Source organism: Lysinibacillus sp. NPDC097214 (assembly GCF_050277945.1).
GTDB classification, from domain to species: domain Bacteria; phylum Bacillota; class Bacilli; order Bacillales_A; family Planococcaceae; genus Lysinibacillus; species Lysinibacillus xylanilyticus_B.
In genome coordinates, this window is sequence record NZ_JBNNSS010000012.1 from 41,761 (window position 1) to 65,678 (window position 23,918).

Annotated in this window: 14 protein-coding genes; 2 read left to right on the forward strand and 12 right to left on the reverse strand. The window is 37.4% G+C overall.

The features are described 5' to 3' along the window. Positions 1 to 19: 19 nt before the first annotated feature. Positions 20 to 1,489, reverse strand: a complete 1,470-nt coding sequence (locus ACQKMI_RS21235) for an MDR family MFS transporter (protein WP_427492146.1) — start codon at positions 1,487 to 1,489, stop codon at positions 20 to 22. Between the two features lie 145 nt (positions 1,490 to 1,634). On the opposite strand from ACQKMI_RS21235, the gene ACQKMI_RS21240 reads away from it, so the two are divergent. Then, positions 1,635 to 2,210: a TetR/AcrR family transcriptional regulator gene (locus ACQKMI_RS21240; protein WP_427492148.1), complete on the forward strand. Its 576-nt coding sequence runs from the start codon at positions 1,635 to 1,637 to the stop codon at positions 2,208 to 2,210. Between the two features lie 202 nt (positions 2,211 to 2,412). Here ACQKMI_RS21240 and ACQKMI_RS21245 read toward each other — a convergent pair whose 3' ends face one another. From ACQKMI_RS21245 to ACQKMI_RS21285, 9 genes are all read right to left on the reverse strand, one after another. Next, entirely contained in the window at positions 2,413 to 2,613 is a 201-nt protein-coding gene (locus ACQKMI_RS21245; protein ID WP_427492231.1) for an alpha/beta hydrolase family protein, read from the reverse strand. A 253-nt stretch (positions 2,614 to 2,866) separates the two neighbouring features. Further along, positions 2,867 to 5,851, reverse strand: coding sequence for a hypothetical protein (locus tag ACQKMI_RS21250; protein WP_427492150.1), 2,985 nt, complete (start codon positions 5,849 to 5,851; stop codon positions 2,867 to 2,869). Between the two features lie 208 nt (positions 5,852 to 6,059). Beyond that, positions 6,060 to 9,119: a hypothetical protein gene (locus ACQKMI_RS21255; RefSeq protein ID WP_427492152.1), complete on the reverse strand. Its 3,060-nt coding sequence runs from the start codon at positions 9,117 to 9,119 to the stop codon at positions 6,060 to 6,062. Between the two features lie 326 nt (positions 9,120 to 9,445). Further along, entirely contained in the window at positions 9,446 to 10,477 is a 1,032-nt protein-coding gene (locus ACQKMI_RS21260) for a DUF916 and DUF3324 domain-containing protein (RefSeq protein WP_427492154.1), read from the reverse strand. Positions 10,478 to 10,760: 283 nt separating this feature from the next. After that, on the reverse strand, positions 10,761 to 11,573 hold the full coding sequence (locus ACQKMI_RS21265; RefSeq protein WP_427492156.1) for a WxL domain-containing protein: 813 nt from the start codon (positions 11,571 to 11,573) through the stop codon (positions 10,761 to 10,763). 19 nt (positions 11,574 to 11,592) lie between these two features. Continuing rightward, positions 11,593 to 12,387: a WxL domain-containing protein gene (locus tag ACQKMI_RS21270; protein ID WP_427492158.1), complete on the reverse strand. Its 795-nt coding sequence runs from the start codon at positions 12,385 to 12,387 to the stop codon at positions 11,593 to 11,595. 1,206 nt (positions 12,388 to 13,593) lie between these two features. Then, positions 13,594 to 14,463, reverse strand: a complete 870-nt coding sequence (locus ACQKMI_RS21275; protein ID WP_427492160.1) for a GNAT family N-acetyltransferase — start codon at positions 14,461 to 14,463, stop codon at positions 13,594 to 13,596. A 468-nt stretch (positions 14,464 to 14,931) separates the two neighbouring features. Further along, positions 14,932 to 16,764, reverse strand: a complete 1,833-nt coding sequence (locus tag ACQKMI_RS21280) for an ABC transporter ATP-binding protein (RefSeq protein ID WP_427492162.1) — start codon at positions 16,762 to 16,764, stop codon at positions 14,932 to 14,934. Beyond that, positions 16,764 to 18,485 (reverse strand): ABC transporter ATP-binding protein, encoded by a 1,722-nt coding sequence (locus ACQKMI_RS21285; protein WP_427492164.1) that lies wholly within the window; start codon positions 18,483 to 18,485, stop codon positions 16,764 to 16,766. Before ACQKMI_RS21285 ends, ACQKMI_RS21280 begins: the two co-directional genes overlap by 1 nt. Before the next feature lie 473 nt (positions 18,486 to 18,958). Here ACQKMI_RS21285 and ACQKMI_RS21290 point away from each other — a divergent pair, with 473 nt between their 5' ends. Then, a complete protein-coding gene (locus ACQKMI_RS21290) occupies positions 18,959 to 20,980 on the forward strand; it encodes an EAL domain-containing protein (protein ID WP_427492166.1) in 2,022 nt (673 codons plus the stop codon). A 523-nt stretch (positions 20,981 to 21,503) separates the two neighbouring features. On the opposite strand, the gene ACQKMI_RS21295 is transcribed toward ACQKMI_RS21290, so the two are convergent. Both ACQKMI_RS21295 and ACQKMI_RS21300 read right to left on the reverse strand, forming a co-directional pair. After that, complete coding sequence (locus ACQKMI_RS21295; protein ID WP_427492168.1) at positions 21,504 to 22,790, reverse strand: flagellin; 1,287 nt, start codon at positions 22,788 to 22,790, stop codon at positions 21,504 to 21,506. 656 nt (positions 22,791 to 23,446) lie between these two features. Next, complete coding sequence (locus ACQKMI_RS21300) at positions 23,447 to 23,914, reverse strand: threonine/serine exporter family protein (protein ID WP_427492170.1); 468 nt, start codon at positions 23,912 to 23,914, stop codon at positions 23,447 to 23,449. Positions 23,915 to 23,918 lie beyond the last annotated feature (4 nt).

The following is a 23,918-nucleotide window of genomic DNA, read 5'->3' on the forward strand; positions in this document are numbered from 1 at the left end:
AGTAGCTCATACAAATCTTTTAATTTTCTAAAAGCTGAGTAGCTTTTACTTTCTTTTTCTGCCCTTTTAAGAAAAACGAGACAACGAGGGCAACAATTATAAAGACTAACCCAAGCGTAAATGCCCCTTGGAAACCAGATGTTAAACCATTTAACTTTTCAACTGGATCCATTGGATTTGCCGAGTTTTCCATATATTTAGTTGTGCCTGTCGTCATTTTAGATATAAATATAGCTGTTCCTATTGCGCCGGCTACTTGTGATAACGTATTAAAGATCGCTGTACCGTGTGGATAAAACTCTGGTGTCAATTGATTTAATCCATATGTTTGTACTGTCATGACAAACATGAGTCCAACCATTAATACGCTATGCATCAAAATAATTTGCGTTAATGTTGTTTCTGCGTTAATGCCACTGAACAACCAAATCGCAAAGGCTACTAACCCAACACCAGGGATAATAATAATCTTTGGACTTAATTTATCAAATAGTATACCTGCAACCGGTCCTATGATGCCGCTAATAATACTTCCTGGTAGCATGATGAGCCCTGATTTAAAGGCTGTAACAAGTAAAACCATTTGTAAGAACATCGGTAATAATGTCATCGTTGAGAACAAGGACATCATGACGATGAATATTAACCCAACGGATAAAGCAAACATTGGAAATTTAAAGGCGCGTAGTTCTAAAATTGGATGATCTATTTTTAATTGACGAACAACAAAAATGACTAACGCTATAACCCCAACCATTAAAGTGACATAAACTTTCGGATCTGACCATCCTAAATCACCTGAAGAACTGAAGCTATACACAATACCACCGAAACCTAGTGTTGATAAAAGAATGGATACATAATCCACTTTTGGTCGTGTTATCTCAGAGACATTTTGAAGATACTTCATTCCAATTAAAGTCGAAACGATGGCTATCGGTATAACAAGGTAGAATAACCAGCGCCAGCCAAGAGAATCAACGATGATTCCCGATAATGTCGGGCCAATTGCTGGAGCAGACATCATAACAAGTGCCATTAAGCCCATTGTGGCACCACGTTTTTCAGGTGGACAAATTATTAAAATTGTATTCATTAATAATGGCGAAATTAATCCTGTAGCGATTGCTTGGACAATACGACCGATTAATAAAACGCTAAATGTCGGTGCAACCCCGGCAATCAATGTACCGACTAAAAATGTAATCATAGCGGTTAAGAACATTTGTCTTGTTGTGAGCCATTGTTGAAGTAAAGCTGTGATCGGTACTAACACGCCCACAACTAACATGTAGGCTGTAGAAAGCCATTGAATGGTTGAAGCTGTTACATCAAACTCTCCCATTAGTACAGTTAAAGCATTACCGAGTAATGTTTCGTTTAAAAGCGCGACCATTGCACCTAACATTAATGCAATTATTATTGGCTTATGTCTAATAGTAGAAAGATCCACTTTGCTACTTGTAGAACTCGTAGTCGTCATATTCATTTATTAACTTTCCTCCTGCTGTCTTGACTATCAATACATGTGTATACAAAAGATCACATGTAATATACTATACATGTGTAGATTAAATAGGCAGAATCAATTTTCAATAGTTGTATAAATAAACTACAGTATAGGAGAAATGTAGATGAAAGGTAATGAGAGGCAGCTAGATTTACGTATTAGACGTACACATAAATTATTGTGGGAAGCTTTATTTGAATTAATGACCCAACCAAAACAGAAATATAGTGCCATTACTATTAACCAAATTTGTGAGCGCGCAATGGTACATCGAACAACATTTTATCAACATTTTGAGGATAAAAATGCATTATTGGAATTTGGTCTTAAACAAACTCAAGAAGATGCATTGACGGTACCACTTTTAGATCGATTAACGAAGCCATTTCAAGTAACTGAACAATTCTTACGTCATAAAGAGATTGGTAAAATAATAGAGTCGCAAATGGATGATGAACAATTTATTAACTTTATGACTCATCAAACTCGTGAAATGAAGAAACAAGAAAATGAAGAATTACAACGCCTTTGTAAAAATCATACGATACCATCTGAGTTGATTATTGAATTCCACTCAGGTGTCCTTACAACGTTAAGTGCGTGGTGGTTAAAAAATAGAAAAGAAGTATCAGCAAAAGATATGGATCAATACTTTCATGCAATGATCAATCAAGATATTTTTCAATTTGAAAAGGAATAAATCATAAGTGAGGAATGATAACAAATCACTCCTCCCCTTGCTCTATTAGCCTCTCGTCTTTTTACTAATTAAAAATAAAAAGGAGATGTATCAAACTACGATACATCCCCCTCAGCGGTATTACTTACTAACCCCTCAAATTAGTAGATTCCCCCAATAAAATATAAGATTCTTCCATTCATTCAACTAAAATCAATACTCATTAATTATATTTTTCAAGAAAGGCTTTGATTTTTTCAAAAGCAAACTGAGTACTTAAGTTACCTGATAATATATCAAACGCATGATCCGTTCCTGGAAGAAGATAAAGTTCATGTGGAACGTTATTTTCTTTAAGCTCCCTATCTAAAGCTTCAGTCTGTTCTTTCGGGATAATACGATCACTCGTTCCAGAAAACGTAATGGTAGGCGGAGATTTGTTGTTTTTGCTTCATTTTTCAAAGCCCCCCATTCTAAAAAATATATTCTGTTTCCGACGACAAATATCCTTCAAGAATTATTGCATAAGCTACTAAAAAAACATGAGATTTAACGTTCAATCTCATGTTTTCTTTGAATCATTTAGTTGTCAACCATGCTATGCGAAGTACTTTTCCAAAATACATAACACACTTCACATGACCGTTGCCTACTATATAGAAACCATCTTCATGATGTTATTCATTCGGCTGTACATCCTGAAGTACCCACTTTATCGTTCCTTCATAAATACCGGCTTTTGCGGTTCCTGCTTTCACCTCTAAATATAGCCCGTCCCCATCCGATTTCCATGTATCAGAAATATTGACTACTTCACGGTTTGTTGTGTCCTTTTTATAAATCTGTACGGAAGCATCTTTAGTAAGATGTGAAACATTTCTACCATAGTGATAATATAAGCCATCTAATGTAGAATCTGTCCCCTCCTTTGTTAGCGGCCGTTCCAGTTCTGCTGTCATTGTCCAAGATGGGTTTCTCGACAGTGGACGATTATCTTTTACTGTCAAAGGCGTATCAACCTTAATCAAAGGATACGTTTGATCTCTTGACGAAATCGTCAGTTTTTCTCCAAAGCCGATTACTTGAGGAGCAGAATTAAATTTCAACACGCCAATTATGACAACTTTCACTTCATTAGACGTTTGATTGACTGCATCACCCGTACTATATTTCACTGATACTGTCACTTGGCCTATAACGGATTCTCCTTCTGCCGCCTCTTCGTTCACTTTAGCATTATAAGTAACTTTTACTTTCGTGGAACGTGGCAAGTCAGTAGGGAGCTTTACTATAATCTCATTTGGAGAAGCAGTGTATGTTGCTGTTGCTTTATCAATTTCTTGACCATTTTCATCAATTACTTTAAGGTTTGTTGGCTCTTCTAAATGTGTATCATATTTTTGTGTAATCGTAATAACTTCACCATATGTGCCTGTATCATCAGAGATATAGCCAGCGTCTACTAAAATCTCATAGCGTAATGTTTCACCTGGCGGGATATCTTTTATTTCCGTGCCATCTTCATTAAATACTTGTTCTATAATAGTTAATGCTGGCCGGATATTAATCTCAATATCAGATTGTTGACCATCTTCGTCTATGATATAGACGGTTATATCGTGGTCTAAACCCTTTTCCACTTTATCAATCGGGATCGTATACGCCCACGATACATCTGTATTTAATTTTGTATTTTCATAATCTCCAATTTTCGTAAGCTCCCCACCGTCTACCTTATAATAAAGACTGACAGAATTACTGTCTTTATCTTTCCAGGTTCCCGTAACACGATAACCATTATCTGTATATTCACCGTCATTGTCTAAATGAATCTCTGGCGCAACATCGGGTTGGTTAGTTACCGCAATCTGAAGATTTTCTTCTCTAATTTCGCCTGCTCCTTGCTTTTTCGGCATCCACCTTAATGCCCAGCCTGGATGGTACATAAAGGCGGGGTACTCATTCCCCTCGCCAGGATCTTCACGAGTACCTGGCGAGTTCAATTTAGCATAATAGAAATTCGGATCGAATGGTTTACCTATCGGGTCATAACCTTTTCCTTTAAATTCAGCTGGTGAATTCTCATAACCATTACGGAAGAAAGAAAGTACATAATCTAAATTATCTTTCATTCCCTTCTCATAAAAATAAATTCCTTCATGATTTCCTAACGAAAACATCTTACTTTTATCATGCCGCCCAGCAATATCCATATGAACAGAATAGCCAATATTTGTATATGAATATTTACTACTTAATTTCAAATATTTCATATTCACATTAATACGACCTTTAATACCTTTCACCGGACTCATTTTAATTTTTACATATCCATCTAAGAGTTTAAACATACTATTTTGAGTAAGTACAGCTGCATAAGCGACCAGTTCATTTGTCTTTTCATTTTTATATAGTTTTAATAGTGGCATGTCTCCAGATTGAAACTCTGCTTTACCGTCTATACTATACCCTTGAGCAATTACAAGTCCATTACCTGGATAGTTAAAAGCTGTAGCTATCCCTTCTTTGTAAAAATATGTTACGACACCATTTTTGTCATTTGGATTTTGAGCTAGTGCTGTCACTATTCCAAAATTTTGCGCCTGAATATGCTCCTTATCCCCTAAACTGGAAAGTGTTGTATCCATTGTAGGCAACGGACGAGACCAGTCATCTTTAGGTTCACCTGGAACATCAGAAACATAAGAGCCCTCTTTTTCCAATGAGCTAACACTCCGCGAATTCCTAACATTCCCGAAATATAGGTAATTAGTTCTTTCGTTATCTTCTCTTGTGGAAAATTTAAGCCCTTTATTTGTTGTCATTTGCGTAAAACCATCTAATTCACCTGGAGTATCTAAACCTAATTCTAAAAAATCAATATCGCCGATTTTACCAACTTGATCTAGTGGTATTCCTATACTACGATTAGAAACATCCCTTTTACATTTAGGGGCTAAATTTTCTTGATCGTCTAATTCTGCCGATTCCTCACCACTAGTTGCTGGTTCTTCTTCTTCGTCTACTACCGTTAGTTCTTCGCCATCAGTTGTTGGTTCTTCTTCGCTGTCTATTTCTAGATGTTCATCACTTTCAATGACTACATTTCCCTCACTATCTAACGCTGGATATTTCTCACAGTCGATTTCTAACTCTTGTTCATTTTCTTCCTCACAATCAGGTGCTAACACTTCTTCGCTGTCTGCCTCTGTCGGTGCCATACATTCGGCTACTGGCTTCTCTTCAGTTTCGGGCTCTGGCTGTTCCTCACAATCCGCTGCTGGTTCTTCTTCGCCAGTTGACGTCATTCGTTCCTCACATTCAGCTGCCGGCTTTTCTTCAGTTTCCAACTCTGGGTGTCCTTCACCTTCAGTTGCTGGCACTTCTTCAGTTTCTGCTTCCGGCTGTCCTTCTCCCTCAGTTGCTACGTCTTCTTCTTTGTTAGACTCCTGTGCCTCATTTTCTGTTGTTGGTTCATCTTCACCTTCAGAATCTGATTGTTCCTCACAGTCAGCTGCTAGCTCGTCTTCACCGTCTGACTCTGTTTGTTCTTCACATTCAGTCACTGGATTTTGTGAATCAACAAACATCTCTGCCTCAGAGACCTTCAGCCCTGAAAAGATTAAAATGAAGGTTATCATCCAAACTACTATTCTCTTCATTTTCCCACCTACTTTGTATGCCGCTCTGAATTAGTTCGCTTAAACATGTTGGTCGACAGTTTTTAATCAATATATATATCAGAATGCCAGTTGACTAGAAATAATTTCTCTTCAACTGGCAGTTTCCATTTTGCACTTAACAAATTCGAATCCTACAATTAGAAATCATCTTCTTGACGTAGCCTGGCTTATCAAAATGCGACTAGATTTATTCATTCGGCTGTACATCATGTAGTGTCCAACTTATAATTCCTTCATATTCTACACCAACCTTAGCGGTTCCCGGCAGCACTTCTAAATAAAGCCCGTCCCCGTCTGGATTCCAAGTATTAGAAATGTTAACTACTTCACTATTTGTTGTTTTCTTATTATAAATTTGTACAGAAGCATTTGTACTAAGGAATGATACATTTTCACCAAAGCGGTAACGGAAGCCTTCTAATGTAGAGCCTGTCCCTTTCCCTGTTAGCGGCTGTATTAGTTTCGCTGTCATTGTCCAAGACGGGTTTCTCGATTGTGGACGACTATCTTTAACCGCTAAAGACTCATCAAGTGTGATCGGGATAGGATAATATGTTTTCGTTCGTGGTGAAATTGTCAGCTTATCTCCAAAGCTGATTGTTTGAGGTGCAGAAACAAATTTCAATACGCCAATAATCATGATTTTCACTTCATTTGATGTCTGATTGACTGCATCACCCGTACTGTATTTCCCTGATATTATCGCTTGACCCCTAACATATTCTTTTTCTGTAGCCTCTTCTTTCACTTTAGCCTTATAAGTGACTTTTACTTTCGTAGAGCGTCGCAAGTCAGCATTTGGTTTTGCTACAATCTCATTGTTTGAAGCATTGAACGTTACCGTACCGATTGTATTGTCATTTTCATCGGTTATTTTAAGGTCTGTTGGTGGTTGTTTTAAATGTGGATCGTATTTTTGTGTAATCGTGACCCCACCATATGTTCCTTTATCTTCCATACCATAGCCAGTATTCACCAAAATCTCATAGTTCAATGTTTCACCCGGTGCAACTTCTGTTGGCACATTACCATCTTCATTCAATACTTGTTCTGTAATAGCTAATGTCGGGCGGAGTTTTATCGTTTCAATATTAGACAGCCGATCATATTCGTCTATTGCATATATAGTAACATCGTGATCTAAGCCTTCGGCAATTGGAATCATGAATTCCCATGGAGTAGCTATATCTGGATTCACATTTTTGAAATCTTGTATTTTTTCCGGCTTACCTCCATCAATCGTATAATAAAGACTAATATACTCACTGTCCGGTGCTTTCCACGTTCCCCCAATGCGATAACCACCCTCTGTGTATTCGCCATCATTATCCAACTGAACCTCTGGCAAAACATCGTTTATTTTCGTTTCCGATACCGCAATCTCAATACTCGCTGACCTGACCTCGTTAAGCTTCTGGATTTTTGGATCCCATCTTAAAGCCCAACCTGGGTGATCTGTAAAGGGATACATAACATCTTTGCCAGGTTCATTAGTTTTAGGTGACGAATTTAAACGATTAAAAAAGTAATAGCTATTTTCGGGAATGCCAAATGGGCGTTTATTTACTGGATAATCAGTTCCTTCAAATTTAACTGGATGATTTTCATAACCATCTCGGAAAAAATAAAGAAGGTAATTTCTAGAATCGATCATAGGCTGGTTAAAATAGAACCCTTTTTCATTTCCTAACGAATACATCCTACTTTCTTGATGCTTCATAGCAATATCCATATGGACGGAATAACCAAAATTTGTATACTCATATTCATCGCTTAATTTCAAATATTTCATGCTTACATTAATACGTCCTTTACTACTCATAGGACGCATATTAATTTTTACATAGCCATCTAAGTAGAGACCTGTGTAGTGATCATTAATGACAGCTGCATATGCAATTAATTCTTTCGTCCTTTCATTTTTATATAGCTTTAAAATGGGCAGATCTACAGATTGAAATTGTGCAACATCACTTTGATATCCTCCTTGAGCAATCACTAACCCATTCCCTTTTTTATCACTCTTAGCTCGCCCTTCGCTGTAAAAGTACGTCGCGACACCATGTTCAGACGACTTATCTAACCCCAGTGTTATCATCACTTGGAAAGTTTGTGCGTTTATATAATCTTTTCCGCTTACTAAACTTTCAAGTGTTGTTTCCATATCAGGTAATGGACGACCCCAGTCATCCCTAATTTCCGGATCTTTATAAGAATTCTTAACTTCCAACGATTCTATGCTCCGACCATTATAAACGTCTCCGAAATACATATAATGCTTTCTTTCTTTCTCTCCTTGTACCTTGAATTCAACTCCCCTGTTTTCTGTCATTTGAGTGAATCCATCTAATTCATTTTCAGAATCATCCAATTTCGAAAAATCAATATCACCAATTTTATCAACATCACGTAGTCGTATTCCTTTACCAAGCTTAGAGATAGCTCTTTTACATTGAGGCGCTTGCTGTTTCTCACCTTCAATGGCTGGCTCTTCTTCATCGTTAGGTTCTAGCTGCTCCTCACCTTCAACTGCTGGCTCTTCTTCATCGTTAGGTTCTAGCTGCTCCTCACCTTCAACCGCTAGCTCTTCTTCATTGTTAGACTCTAGCTGTTCCTCACCTTCAACTGCTGGCTCTTCTTCAATGTAAAACCCTTCCTCACATTCAATTTCCGGCTTTTCTTCACCGGCAGGCTCTTCCTCACAATCAACTTCCGGATCTTTTTCACTGTCAGTCTCTGGCTGCTGCTCCTCACCTTCAGTTGCCGGATTTTCTTCACCGTCAGTCTCTAGCTGATTCTCACATGCATTTGCAAGATTTTCTTCAGTTTCTGATTCTGTCTGTTCCTCTTCTTCCGTTGATGGATTTTCTCCATTTTCGGGCTCTTGCTCTTTCTCCCCTTCCGTTGTAAGATCTTCCCCATTTTCTGGCTCTGGCTGTTCCTTACCTTCAGTTGTTGGATCTTCGCCACTTTCAGACTCTGGTTGTTCCTTACCTTCAGTTGTTGGATCTTCGCCGCTATTTTCAGTCTCTGGCTGTCCCTCTCCTTCAGTTGTTGGATCTTCACCATTTTCTTTCTCAGGTTCCTTACATTCAGTAGCTATATTTTCAACGTCGTCCGTCTCTAGCTGTTCCTCACATTCGATTTCCGGCTCTGTAGGATCATTCACAATTGTTTCTGCTACAAATACATTCAGCTCGGAAAAGACTAGAACAAAAACCAATATCGATATGACTAATTTCCGCATTTCTTCTTCTCACCGACCTTCTTATATGTTAAACAGCTTCATAACGAAACAATGAAGCTAATCGTATACCAATCCCTTTGCATCCTTCTCATTTCTTCAAATTAACTTTTTCTTTTTAATTTTTAACAAGTGATTCATTTGATTTTCATTGATTCACTTGTTAAAAAAACCAATCGCTATAAAAAGCTTGTCGTAATCAGCGTTAGCCGATACTTGCCTCCATCCTGCATCTCAGAAACATAAATTGGTGCGTAATTTCCCAAAACGAAAAGTTTGCAAAGTAACCGGTACAGCTACTTCCAGAACGAAGGCGTATTGTTGACCCATTAATTATTTATTTCTTGTTGTTTCTTCTGCTTCTTTTTGCTATAAAATATATAGAATAGTAATCCTGCTACTAGAAGAATTAGCAATCCTACCAAATACGCTAGATAATTTGGACCTTCAATCGATACATCTGCTGCATTGAATTGCTGCGCTTCTTCTCCTTTAATAGTAAAGTCTTTCTCGAATTCCCAAGATTCTTTACTAGACTTCGCTTTTAAATGTAACGTATATGTTCCAGTTTGAAATTTTTCCCCATTCAATTCAATCGGATAAGCAAAGTTAGAATTCGGGGCCATTTGCATGTCTTGTTTTTTCGATTCGTAAAGCACTTCTGTTTGCCCTTTTTTCGTCACTTCCGCTTCCACTTCAAAACGGTTTAAATACGTTGCCGTTGGATTTTGAAGCGTAGCATTAATGACATTGCGTGCATTCAGTTGTCCCGCTTTCACATCATGTAATAGTAAATCCTGTGTCACTACTTCAACCGTCTCTTGTAGGGTAATTCCTACTACATAAGCATATTTATTCTCAATACTTAAACCTTTAGTCGTTTCTTGCGTATTTGTTGACGAAGTTTCTTTCTCTTCTAACGTAATACCACCCGCTAAAATACCATCAAATTCCTCTTCAGGCATCGTTACATGTAAAGAAAGATCTTTACTCCCTTTAGCTGGAACGGTAATCTCTTTATCTGTTGTAATTAAATCCCCTAACTCATACGGCAATGTAGAATCACGTTCGGCACTTGTAGGGCCGTACTCTACAACTCCATTCAGGTTCGTTGTAGCTGAATGAATTTTAGGCTCAATAACGACATCCTCTTCCGTATCATTTTTTAATTCAATCGTTAATGTCTGCTCTTGGCTCGGCTTCATCATTAAATTAAAATAAGATTTTTGTTTATCAATTTGATTATCTGGAATAACGGTATACACACCAAAATTAAATTCTGATGCAGAAGCAAATGGTGTAAACCATACTAAGCTGATGAATAATATTCCGATTAAGGTCCATAACGTATTTTTTCTCATAATTTCTACCATCCTTACATTAAAGAGACTTTCTAAAAAATCTTCTAAGTTATTAATTGTGGTAAAGACCCACTATATGTTCCTCTAGCAATGGAGCAACAGGATGTCACGAAGACGTAGTACTCCTGTTGCTTTATTGCCAATAGAATTAGTAGGAGTTTACACGGGTTTTCACCTGTATATCAACATATTTCAATGAAATGATAGGTTCCTATTTTGCTTTTATGATAGTTCCCCATCATGACTATGTTTATTATTGTTGTGGCTCTTGTTCTGGTTCTGTTCATGCATCTTTTCCAGGTATGTCTGTTAGTTTCCAAGTTAATGATGTAGAATATTTTTTGGCATATTTTGTAGATGTACCTGGGACTTCAAGTTGAATACTTTTTGCTGCTGTACTGTTATCACCAAATACTAAAACGTAAGTACCAGCACCTGCTCCTACTTTAGCAGACATAACCGTTTCAGTAACAGATGTTCCGTCTTCATTAAATTTCAAATCAAATGATGTAGGACTAGTTGCGGGATTTGATTGAGCATTTGAATTCACCCAAACATCATTAAAAATAATTCTAGCCCCCTTTAGTTCTTCACCATCTCCTAGTTCTTCACCCTTTGCAGTTTTGAATTGACCATTTTGCTGCACTTGCAGGGTCCAACCTGCTCCGTTCCCTCGGTTATCGGTAACTTGGACATAGTTCGGACCTTCCTTTGGGGTACGGTTTTTAAATGTTTGTGGCTTTACATCGTATTTTTGAGTGGTAGAGGTAATTTTTGGACTACCAAAGCTTAAGCTAGAAGCATAGTCAATACTTAATGGACCATTTGTTCCTGAGCCTGGATCACCACCACCTGGCAGTTCTGGTTCTGGGTTAATTTCGTTACCTGGGTCAGTTGGATCTACTGGCGGTGTTATGGAGTTTTCGCCATCAAATGGTTGAAATTCGATCACTGTACTAGAGTTATAACTTCTGTTATATCCTTCTTCTGTGCCGCCTCCTCCTTCTGCAAACGCAGTTGCGCTTCCTCCTACTACGAAACCTGTTAACATTGTTGCTGCAACACCTAGTGCTTTTAAATTAGTATTAATTTTCATTTTCCATCATCCTTTAGTTTTATTTACCAGTTGGAACATCCGATAATTTCCATGTTAATTTTGTACTGTATTGAACAGCATCTTTTGGCGTTTTCCCTGGAATAGTAAGGGTAATCGCCTTGTTTTTTTGAATTTTCTTACCTTCCCCATCCGTCATTTCTTCTGCTGTTCCCCAAAGGTTCACCCAAAGGCCAGCCCCTGCATTTGGGCTTGCTGACATGACAAGTGACTCAGCTCCCTTTGGATCTAATGTAATTACTTCAGCAGCTGTTGGCGGTGTCACTTGAGTTTTACTTGTGACAGTTGGATTTTTAAATTCGATTACCGCGCCTTCTAATACTTTATTTAGTGTGGTAGCAACATCATTAGAAAACTGACCTTCTTGTTTAACAGTTAATCTCCATCCGGCATTCGTTCCGCGATTATCTGAGATTTGGACATAGTTTGGTACATATTTACTAACCCCTTCAACACGTAACTCCTGTGCATTCGCATAGTAAGTAATATCTTTGTTCGCGATTTCATTAACACCAAAATCGAGACTTGATACATAATCAATACCTAGAGGTCCGCCAGTTCCCGGCCCTGGATCTGGTACTGGAGTTACTGGCTTCCCTGGATCTGGATCAGTTGGATCCACAGGACCTGATGGATCTGTATTCGGAATAAATTTCACTACTCCATTTGTTTGATAAGTTTTTACTTTCTCTTCTTTTTCTTCCTCTGTTCCATTTGCTAAAGCAAATAATGGCGAAATGGCCATACTACTTAGTACAGTAGCGATTGCTGCAACGTGCATTGTCTTTTTCTTCAATGGTTAGCTCTCCTTTCACTTTTTTATTTTTTATATTTACGTATCAGTTCAAATGCTGATCCGGTAAATAACAACTATTATTTCTAAATAAGGTTCATCCACCGTTTTGTGGATTACTTAACAACAGTTAGAAAACCATTTTATTCATTTTATGTAATATAATTACAATTAGTGGGTAGAAAAGGACCTTTCAAGGTTCAATCACCCTCTCATTTCATTAGTTTTGTATTTTATCTATACTTATGTTCGAATAAAATCCGATATGGTAACTAATACTCCTGAAATGATGATCTTTCATAACTCCCATCTGTGGGCTTTCTCTAGACTCTTAGATTTTTGGTATCTCTTATTTTCGAATTATAACTGCCTAAAAACCTAACTTCCTGTTGATTTGATCATTTTGCAATTTAGAATTATAGATGAAAATGAATACTTAGAAACTCCTTTACTATTAACATAAATACAAGATTATTTACCTTTTACACTTAACATATACCTCATTCTGAACTTCTTTAAACATCTTTTTTCTCTTTTTATGTTTATTTTTATTTTTCAATCCTTTACAGTTACCAACTGTAACGCATTTTGCCAAAAAATAAAAATCAACTTTTGTTGCTTTTCTAACATAATTTGATAATCGCGAATTTGGAATGAATGAGTCCTGCATGAGGGCCAATACGATGTCGGCCACTCAGGCGTTTTCACAGGATGTGCAGTTCTTAGCCAGAGTCCCTCTATTTCAACGGGTGTTTGGACATCCACTGAAAGAAGTTAAACGAGTATTGTTGACTACATTGAATCTTGTATAATGACATAACATCAAGCTCGAGATAACCATTATTATTATTTGTTACAAAATTATTACATCGCAAAACAAAAAAAGGACATCCTTTTATCTTTAATGATCTGGCTTATTAAGCCTAAAACCTTCCGGAAAAGAATGCAAATCAACTTTTGTTCACTTTTGAACAAAAATTGATAAACGGTTTATTTGCATATCACGCGTATTCTTTTCAACTTTTTATCCCAAAATCGAATGTTATTTTCTTGGCATTTCCTTTGAAAGAAAGACTTATCGATCCTTTTATGTAGTTCGTTTATCTCCATCTGAAAATTCTCCGCTTCCTTATCTTCATAATTTGGATTTGTTGCTGGACACAAAAAAAGTGAGGAGCGATGCATAAAGCACCACTCCTCACTTTTCACCTACTGTTTTACAAAATAGTCTATTTGCTGAGCCTTCATAAAGCCTGCCTTCTCATAAACAGAAAGCGCCTTTCGATTGTCAATCTCTACATCTAGCATAACGAATTTCGCACCAATTTTGCTCGCATAATCTTTGGAAAATGAAAGCATTGCCGTACCTATCCCTTGCCCCTCACAAGTTGGATACACTGCCAATGCTGTTACCCATTGTATTTCATTTTCCTGGGCAGTTGTCACGGTTCCCACAACTTTCCCGTCTTTACGTGCTACCCATAGTTTTCTTCCAGTCGTTGACGTATTAAAAGCGATTAGCTCCTCAGACTCTTCAGGTAGATCTCCAAACGCTGCACTATAAATAGCAATCAGCTCTGCCTGTTCATCTGTATATGGAATAATTTCGATATTATCCTTTAATTCAACTGACTCTGCTTTTGTTTCTAAAGTGGCTTCAGAAAAGCTATATGTAAAGCCCTTCTTTTCAATAAACGTGTGTCCAAAAGGTGACCCATCTATCACTACCGCCAATTGACCCTCTGCCCCACGCTCTTTGAGGCCTGCCTGTAAAACTTCTACTAAAGCAGTTCCAATTCCTTTTTGACGGTACATAGGTGTTACAACTAAAGACCATTCATATGTATGAAGTCCCATTAAATCTATTGCACTCGCTGCACCCACTAAGACATCTTTGTCATCTTCATAAGCAAGTACCATAAAGCCCTTCGATTCAAAGGAACTCGCCATAGGCAAACCCATAGCTGTTTCATAGACACGATAGTCATGTGTAGTCGCTTCTTCACACAATAATTTTAATTCATTTACTGTTTCCCCATCTAACGGAAAAGACACTGTCATCACTGAAATATTCATCATTTACTCCGTTCTTGTATCAAACTATTGCCCTATTGTAGCAAGAAAGAAAATAAGCTGGCAACAAAATAAATTCAACACTTCTAATTATTAACAATTTTACTTCAAATATAGTGAAATTAAAAGTTTTATATGATTATTGACGGTTATAATGACTGAAAGTTACTAGAATTAGGTGTGTATTTTTATACACGCCCATTTATTTGAAGATCCCATTTCTACTGCGAATGAACGTCTAGTTGCTCCCCACCTAGGTAATATATCATCTATAAATCTTCTATCGGCCAATAATAAACCTCTATTTTTCATTTTGTTATCATCCACAATTATACTGTTTTAACAGATAAATTACATTTAAAATTTGAAATGATAGACATTATTTCATCTAAAAAAGAGCAATCCCAAAAATTTCAGAATTACTCTTTCTTATGTTTGAGAAATGAAATTTATACCTACATCATTTCGTTCATCCTACTCATCAAGATGATAGGATGAAGATTGTAGCATCTGCGCATAAATGCCTCCAGACTCCATTAACGCTTGTTGAGAGCCCGCTTCGACTAACTCACCTTTGTGCATTACAAGCACCATATCGGCATTGTGTACTGTATTTAAACGGTGAGCAATCACAAAGCTTGTGCGTCCGTGCATTAACAGATCAAGAGCCTCTTGAATCGCAAGCTCCGTAACGGTATCAATACTACTTGTCGCCTCATCCAATAATAAAACTTTCGGGTCGGCAATCAATGCTCGTGCAATGGACAATAACTGTTTTTGACCTTGCGAAATGCCACTACCATCTGCCGCAAGTACTGTGTCATAGCCATCCTTTAGCGACATGATAAAGTCATGTGCATTTGCACGCTTTGCCGCTTCCTCTATCTCTTCATCACTAGCATCTAATCGACCATATCGAATATTTTCACGTACAGTTGCTTCAAACAAAAACGGATCCTGTAACACAAAGGCCATTTGTGAGCGCAATGCCTGTCGTTCTATTTGTTGAACGTTGACACCATCAAATAAAACCTCACCCTTTGATACTTCATAAAATCTTGCAATCAGCTGCAAAATCGTTGTTTTGCCTGCTCCGGTTGCTCCTACAAGAGCTACCGTTTGCCCAGGCTCCACGTTAAAATGAATGTCCTTCAACGTGTAAGCTTCTTCTTTTTGCTCATATTTAAAGTACACATGTTGAAAACTTACCTGTCCTACTAGCTTATGCTTTTGCGCTGAAGCAGCTTCCTTTTCAGGTTGTTCATCCAGTAGCGCAAATACACGCTCAGCACCAGCAATTGCTGACAGTACGGTATTAAATTGATTGGCCAAATCATTTAACGGTCGTGTAAATTGTCTTGCGTATTCTGTAAAAATAACAATGACTCCGATGGACACATGCCCATAAAGAGCAAGTACACCACCAATACCCGCCACAATTGTAAAGCTCATATTGTTTAAAAAGTTCATGACCTTGGGGATATAGCCAGAATATGTTTGTGCCCAAAAGCCAGTACTTTTTAATCGTACACTTTTTTCGCGAAACTCCTCTTTCATTCGTTCCTCTTGTGAGAAAGCTTTCACAATTCTCTGGCCCGAAATCGTTTCTTCAATCATGCCATTTAGAGCTCCTATGGCCGCTTGCTGTTCCTTAAATAATGGTGCGGTTCTCCGTGTGATCCAACGCATCGCCCAAAACATAATCGGTATAATCGTCATCGTTAATACCGTTAATAACGGGCTTAAACTTAGCATGATGATTACTGTTCCCGTCAGTGTTATTACACTAGAAAATACTTGGATAAAGGAGCTATTTAATGTGGAGCTAACGGCTTCAATATCATTCGTCATCCGACTCATCAATTCTCCATGCTGACGACGATCAAAAAAGGCAATTGGCAGTCTTTGGAAATGCGCAAATACAGTCGTTCGTAATCGATAAATGGTTTGTTGGGCAATACCAATCATCCAATAGTTTTGCAAAAATAACGATACGGCTAATAAAGCATAAATGCCGATTAACAGCATAATCCCCTTCTCTAGTCCTGCAAGCTCTCCGTGCGTTACGTACATGTCAATCATTTTACCGATCACATATGGCCCAAGGAGAGCCAACATGGAACTCACCAAAACAAGTAACAGTACAATAATTAGTAGTGCACGTTGTTCATCGACTATTTTCCATAAACGTAGTAGTGTACTTTTCCAATTGGTCGCACGAGGTCCCTTCTTTTTCTTAACCGTCTGCTTCACATCATCTTTCGTCAAAATCGGCTCATAGCCAAAAGGTTTTTGGAAAAATCCCATTATTCCTCCACCTCCTGTTGGGAGATTGCGATTTTTTTATAGAGCGCTGACGTTTGCAAAAGCTCTTCATGCGTCCCGTATGCAACCACTTTTCCAGCATCGATCAGTAAAATACGATGTGCCCCTTTCGCTGTGCGAATTTTTTGAGTGACGACTAACATTGTTGCTTGTTCTTCACTCAACGCCTCCCACAATGCCTGCTCCGTTTTCACATCAAGCGCACTTGTACTATCATCAAGCATCAATATATGCCCTTTTCTTAATAAAGCTCTTGCAATCGATAATCTTTGTTTTTGACCACCCGAAAGATTGACACCCTTCTGCCCGACTCTTGTCTCGTAACCATTCGGGAAATCTTCCACAGAGGCATGGATTTGTGCTTGCATGGTCGCGTGTAGCACTGCATCCATATCAGCCTCTGAATCGCCCCAACGAACATTATCAGCAATGCTTCCTGTAAATAATAAAGATTGTTGCGGTACATAGCCGATTGTTTCACGTAGCTCTTGTAAATCCCATTGCTGTACATCTTTCCCCTCTACTACGATTTTGCCTTCTGTCACATCGTAGAAACGTGGGATAAGCTGTAATAGCGTTGATTTCCCTGCACCTGTTGCCCCCATAATGGCAAGCTTTTCACCCGATTTCACTCGGAAGCTTACATCGGAAAGTACAGGTGTGTCTCCCCCAGGATACGTAAAACTTACATGCTCAAACGCTAATTCTCCTTTGTTCAAGTCAGTAGATGCATTCTCTGAAGATGATGGTAACTCAATCTCGTTCTCGGTTGAAAGGACTTCTGCCATTCGATCTGCTGAGGCTTTTGCGCGCGCATAAAAAATAATAATAAAGGCAAACATCGAAAACGAACCTGTCATACGCATCGCATAATTGACAATAGCCACTACATCTCCAAGTGGTGTTGTACCGGACGCTATTTGTTTTGTCCCAAACCACAGCACTGCAAGTAAACTCATATTCATGATGAATAACAATACAGGCATAATATACTCCATTGTGCGTAGAGCTTTTACAGTATCTATTTTTAAGCGTGAGGCAACTTCATCAAAGCGCGAGGCTTCATAGGCACCGCGTAAATAAGCCTTCACTAAACGAATAGCTTGTAAATTTTCCTGTAGTACTCGATTCAAACGATCTACTCTCTTTTGTACACGTCCAAAATAAGACACACCTTTTGCCACCATCACAATAAGAAAGATGAAAATAATCGGTGCACCAATCACTAGAAACAACGCTAGTTTAGCGTTAACAACAAAAGCCATAATAATGCTACCAATAACGGCAAGTGGTGCACGAAGCATAATACGTAAACTCATAAACAGTACCGTCTGAACTTGCGTCACATCATTCGTCAACCTTGTAATAAGGGACGCCGTTGGAAATTTTTGATAAGTAGCTAATGTAAAGGATTGTATTTTTTCAAACAATGCATTTCGTAAATCATAGGAAAAACTCTGTGCTGTATGCGATGAAAAATATGAATTAACGACACCAGCTATAAAGGCTATGAAAGATAAGCCAAGTAACACCATTCCCCATTGCCAAATCATCCCTTGATTTTGAGCTTGCACTCCATCATCTATGATTTTCGCCATAATCAGTGGCTGCGCGAGCTCCACAAACAATTCCAACAGCATTAAACTAAACGCGATTAATGCCGTCCATTTATAAGGCTTCACATAGGAAAAAATTTCTTTCATCTTCTTCCCCCTGTTCTTTATAAAAGAGTTCCATAAATTTAAATATAGCAAGGAACCCTCTCTTTAATATCTTTTCTAGTTAACATTCAATTTCCCTTGGCGTAATGATAGTTATCGCGAGAAAACATTTTGCTGAATGAAGATAAATATGTAAATAATATACTACCTGCAACCGATAAACGAATTGTTACCATAAAAAAACTGTCAATAGCATATGGTTGGGTAACCATTAAAGATCAGCGTTTCCTATTCAAGCCAATAAATACTATTATTTTTAAAAGTTCCACACACTCCTTGTTCCCTATATATATACTAAAAAATGTTATTTTTCTTCAAATCTTTCCATGTTTTTCATTAAAAAAGTCCCTATTTTTTTTATTATCAAATATTTACAGTCATATTCATAATGACTAATTCCTTTTAATTAACTATAATAATAGTATATATAGATTACTCAAGGAGATCGAATAATCATGAGTCATATGCATAAATCATTTACCATTGATGAACATTATTTAAATTCACTTCCTTTTCCTGCAATTGTCATGAATCAAGACGGACAAGTTATACATTTGGGAAAGCTTGCTGAACAGCTATTTGGTTTTTCAGCTACTACTATTAAAGAACAAACCGCTTCATTCATTCACGAAAACTTACTAAATCAGCTTTCATTAGAAAAATTTCAAACCATTTTACAAAATGATGACAGTACGTATATCAATCAAGTTCAACTGAAAACGTATACAAATGAAGAAATTAACACAGCGCTGCTAGCTAAACCATTTACTGAACAAGGAGAGCGTCTCATCCTTATGATGTTTATGCTACCAGACTTAATCATCAATTCTGTCTCAAATTGCGGTACGCTCGTAAACTTAAAACAGGGCTTGGATTCGACATTTATGACTGTAACCCTTGATCATGATGGGTTCATTTTAGAATGTAATGCTGAGTTTCTAAAAACGAGTCAATGGACACCAAAACGTGTTATTGGTAAAACATTCTGGCAGCTATTCCCTGATACTAAAGACAGTGAAAAGATTGCAAATACCATCTGGCGTAATTTAAACAATGGCCAAACGTGGCAAGGTGAAGTCGAAAAAGTGACGAAGACAGGTCAGCCTTATTGGGTACTACTAACAGCTATCCCAACCTTCAATCTCGAAACAAATGAGCAACAATATTTATTAGTCGAAAAGGATATCACGAAGTCTAAGTCAATACAACATCAGCTTGAAAAAATCGCTTATATCGATACAGAAACAAGTCTTATGAATGCTCATCGACTCGAAAAAGTGATTTCCAACATGATTGAGGAGGAAAGAAACTTCTCTTTCGTTTATTTAAGTATCGATAAATTTTATACATTAAAAGAGTTACATGATCAGCAAATCGATCAAAGTCTTATTGTAGAATTTACAAATCGTATAAAAATGTACTTCCAAGATAGCACAATGGCACGTATTAACGAAAATGATTTTGTCGTGATTACACCATTAAGTGAATGGTTTATTCAAGGCTTCCTGTCTTACTTACAACAGCATCCAATTTATAGCAGTAATGTTGCTGTCCCTATTTCTATTAGTGGCGGAATTACACGTTATCCAGAGGATCAAACTACATTCTCCCAACTAATGAAGGCATCTATTGCTACTATTACAACTGTCCGTGAGGCCGGTGGCGATAAAATCGTCTCACTATCCAAAGCAACACATAAAGCATTAAATCGTAAAGCTTTAATTGAAAAACGTTTACTTCAAGCTCTTGACCAGAAAAACCTAAAAGTCCTTTATCAGCCGCAAATTGATGTTACTTCAAGTAAAATCACAGCTGTAGAAGCACTAGTTCGTTGGGAAGATGAAGTAGTAGGCGTTGTCTCACCAGATGAGCTTATTCCAATTGCGGAGGAAACAGGTCTTATTAATAATATCGGTTCCTTTATGCTCGAAAAAGCTTGTGAACAGGCACTCATCTGGAAAAAAGCTGGTCTAGATTTAAAAGTATCTATTAACTCTTCTGTACGCGAATTCCGTGATAAGAACATGGCCAAGTCCATTCTTGAAACGTTAGCGAAAACGGGTTGTCCAGCAAACCTTATTCAAATCGAAATCACCGAGAAATTTGCCCTCGAAGCAGAAGCTGCTAGCTTTATCACACAGCAAATGCGTAAGCTTGAAAACGAAGGAATCGCCTTTATACTAGACGATTTCGGTACCGGCTATGGCTCATTTAGATATATGCAAATTCTACCAATAGATACATTAAAAATCGATAAAACATTTACAAGCTCTCTATTAAAATCTGAGAAAACCCAAAAGCTCATGAACGGCATGGTGCAACTCGGAAAATCTATGGAACTTAAAGTTGTCGCAGAAGGTGTTGAAACTGCTGAACAAGCAGATCTTTTGATTTCTTATGGCTGTGATGCAATTCAAGGCTACTATATTAGTAAGCCAATTCATGCTGAAGAAATTGAAGCTCTATTCGTTAAATAGTTAGTTTTAAAAAGGAGGTTACGTTTAAGACGTAGCCTCCTTTTTTTTGGTAAGTATCTCTTCGGCAAAGTGAAGGGTTGATTTCCGTTCCGGCTGGGCGCTTTCCTGGGGGCGTCCGATGAGCCGCTTCACTCGCGTTGCTCGTTCCAGGGTCTCATCTGTGACGCTGATCCCCGAGGAGTCACCCAGCCTCCACTCCAATCAACTTATTCGCATTGCATACGTTTAACAAAATGCCATCGCTAATTTTTTTGAAATTGTAAAAAATACTCATTATGTATAAACAAATACTTTTTAGTTTTATATTTAAGGTTTATTAGAAAAAGAGATGTATCAAAAATTACGATACATCTCCCTTCAATAAGACTTGGAACCAAGCGGTCTGTAAATAGATCCATCCTAAGACCACTTGTTATGTTGAATCTTAATAACGCTTCACTTTGCTTTACTTGAAAATTTATTCTATCGCATCTTATGCCCATTCTCATGAAAGGAATGTAACGGAAATGACTGATTAAGTAATTTATTGAAGAAGTTTTAAAATTTCTTCTGGTTGTTTATTTGATTGAGCGAGCATTGCTTGGGCAGCTTGTAATAAAATATTATTTTTCGTGAATATTATCATACCTTTAGCCATATCAGTATCGCGGATACGTGATTCAGCAGATTGAAGACTTTCGGATGTATTTGTAACTGAATTATAAGCGTGGTCAAGTCTATTTTGATGCGCCCCAAGACTAGAACGTACACTGGAAACAATATTGATAGCACTGTCGAAACTACTGATACTACTTTGAGCCAATGAGCTATCCAAAACTGAGACACCATTAATACCTATAGCCTGTGAACGAATATCAGGCATTATTAATTCTGTTGTCTGACCAGAATTAGCTCCTATTTGAAGCTTTAAACCGTTACCTGTTGGGTCTGTTGGGTCTGTTGGGTCTGTTGGATCTGTTGGATCTGTTGGGTCTGTTGGATCTGTTGGTTGATTTTCTCCTGCTGTTAATTGAATATGCCCTTCAAAATAATGACCATTGGTTCCAGGAGGAAGTTTTCTATGACGTAGATCAATTGTCATACCGTTATATGAAAATATTAAACTAGGATTTTCTTTTGTAATATAAGTTCCATCTAAGTTGGACAGAATAGATAAACTTTTTGGAACTCCATTAACATAATCAATTGATATTATGAATTCTGTAAAAAAACCCTTCGCAGGGTCATCAATAACCTTTTCGCCTTCATTAAGCTTAATTTTATTTTTCTGATTAGGGTCACTACCAGGGTAATTAATCCAACCATCTTCTGCTGTATACGTGCCTATATCAACAATAGTTAATGTTGAGGTTGGTGAAGGTGATGAAAATGGTGAAGATGATATAGCATTTAGTGAACCATTAAGTAATTTTTTAGTATTAAATTCCGTATTATTACCAATAGATGTAATTTCTTTTTTGATCTCTTCTAATTCCATTTGAATCTTTGCTCTATCACTATCTGTATTGGTATCATTCGATGCTTGCACACTTAACTCTCTTCCGCGTTGAAGAAGTGAATGCACTTCATTTAAAGCCCCTTCAGCAGTTTGTATTAATGAAACACCATCCTGAATATTTTTTCCGGCCATGTTTAAACCACGAATTTGCCCACGCATTTTTTCTGAGATTGCCAGTCCAGCTGCATCATCTCCTGCACGATTGATTTTATATCCAAAAGATAGCTTCTCTAATATACTATCAGCCTTTTTCTTATTATGTGTTAATCTGTTGTTTGTATTTAGAGATGAAATGTTATGTCTTACTCTCACAAATATCTACTCCTTTTAAGGTGTCGATGTTTTTTGATCGTCTTCTGTATTACTATTTAGCGAAGATTATTATCATTAGCGTCATCATTCGGTTGTACTATGCCCTCATCATTATCGATGATAAGAACATCTCTCGGGCTGTTATCTTCACTGTTACTTTCATTAGTACTCATCGCATTAACAGTTCAATAACTAAAAGAGAATGGGGAAACGACTAAAAGAGTGGCCATTAAAAGTAAGCTTGCTTTTTTCATTTCGAATTCCCCTTTTCACCATATTGAAAAAATAACAAAGGGTAGCTACCTTAAATGAATAATATTTGTTATTTTCTACAGTTATTAACACTAGCAATCCTCTTCAAAAGATTCAAATCAACTTTTGCTGGTTTTTGAACATATGTTGATATTCACTTTTCTTGAAGTTTCTGTTAAGTTGTGTAGGTGTCTTATTCTACTCATTTTTAACTGCAAAAGAAAAAGGAATCTGCTTGTTCCTACACCTTGTAAAGGTTAAGCAAATTCCTGATAGAGTTTAGCGAATCTTTCATTTGTACAACAATATAAAGGAGGTTACGTTTAGAACGTAACCTCCTTTATATTGTTCAATCTGTTTTTAATTTTTCTATCAGCCATACTCATCCACATTGCTGTAGAGCCTTATTTCTTATAGACCTTTTTGAATGTCTCCTTGCTAGTACGGACAGAACGGAAAATAAGCTGTATCAGTACCTCTGCAAATACAAGTCCTATAACGATGGCACCAGTAATTAAAAATGCCTTAAATCCATACTGTAGCCCTTGTATATAATCAGCCTCAACTACATTTCTCATGGCATTGTAAGCCATGCCTCCCGGAACTAACGGGATAATCCCACCGACAATAAAAATAATCATCGGCATTTTGAAGCGTCGTGCATACAAATGGGCAACGATTGCAATGATGAAAGAGCTAAAGAATGAGGCATATACGATATCCATGCCATGCTCTGTTAGGATGAAGTAAATCATCCAGCCTACTACCCCAACAAAACCACAATAAATGAGGTTTTTTCTAGGAACATTAAAAATAACTCCGATACCCGCCGTCGCAAAAAAGCTAAGAATCAATTGTATGATATAGTCCAAGTCG

Excerpts from the sequence above, each read along its gene's own strand:
- ACQKMI_RS21235 (WP_427492146.1), bottom strand. The coding sequence starts at position 1,489 with ATGAATATGACGACTACGAGTTCTACAAGTAGCAAAGTGGATCTTTCT.
- ACQKMI_RS21240 (WP_427492148.1), top strand. The coding sequence starts at position 1,635 with ATGAAAGGTAATGAGAGGCAGCTAGATTTACGTATTAGACGTACACAT.
- ACQKMI_RS21250 (WP_427492150.1), bottom strand. The coding sequence starts at position 5,851 with ATGAAGAGAATAGTAGTTTGGATGATAACCTTCATTTTAATCTTTTCA.
- ACQKMI_RS21255 (WP_427492152.1), bottom strand. The coding sequence starts at position 9,119 with ATGCGGAAATTAGTCATATCGATATTGGTTTTTGTTCTAGTCTTTTCC.
- ACQKMI_RS21260 (WP_427492154.1), bottom strand. The coding sequence starts at position 10,477 with ATGAGAAAAAATACGTTATGGACCTTAATCGGAATATTATTCATCAGC.
- ACQKMI_RS21265 (WP_427492156.1), bottom strand. The coding sequence starts at position 11,573 with ATGAAAATTAATACTAATTTAAAAGCACTAGGTGTTGCAGCAACAATG.
- ACQKMI_RS21275 (WP_427492160.1), bottom strand. The coding sequence starts at position 14,463 with ATGATGAATATTTCAGTGATGACAGTGTCTTTTCCGTTAGATGGGGAA.
- ACQKMI_RS21280 (WP_427492162.1), bottom strand. The coding sequence starts at position 16,764 with ATGGGATTTTTCCAAAAACCTTTTGGCTATGAGCCGATTTTGACGAAA.
- ACQKMI_RS21285 (WP_427492164.1), bottom strand. The coding sequence starts at position 18,485 with ATGAAAGAAATTTTTTCCTATGTGAAGCCTTATAAATGGACGGCATTA.
- ACQKMI_RS21290 (WP_427492166.1), top strand. The coding sequence starts at position 18,959 with ATGAGTCATATGCATAAATCATTTACCATTGATGAACATTATTTAAAT.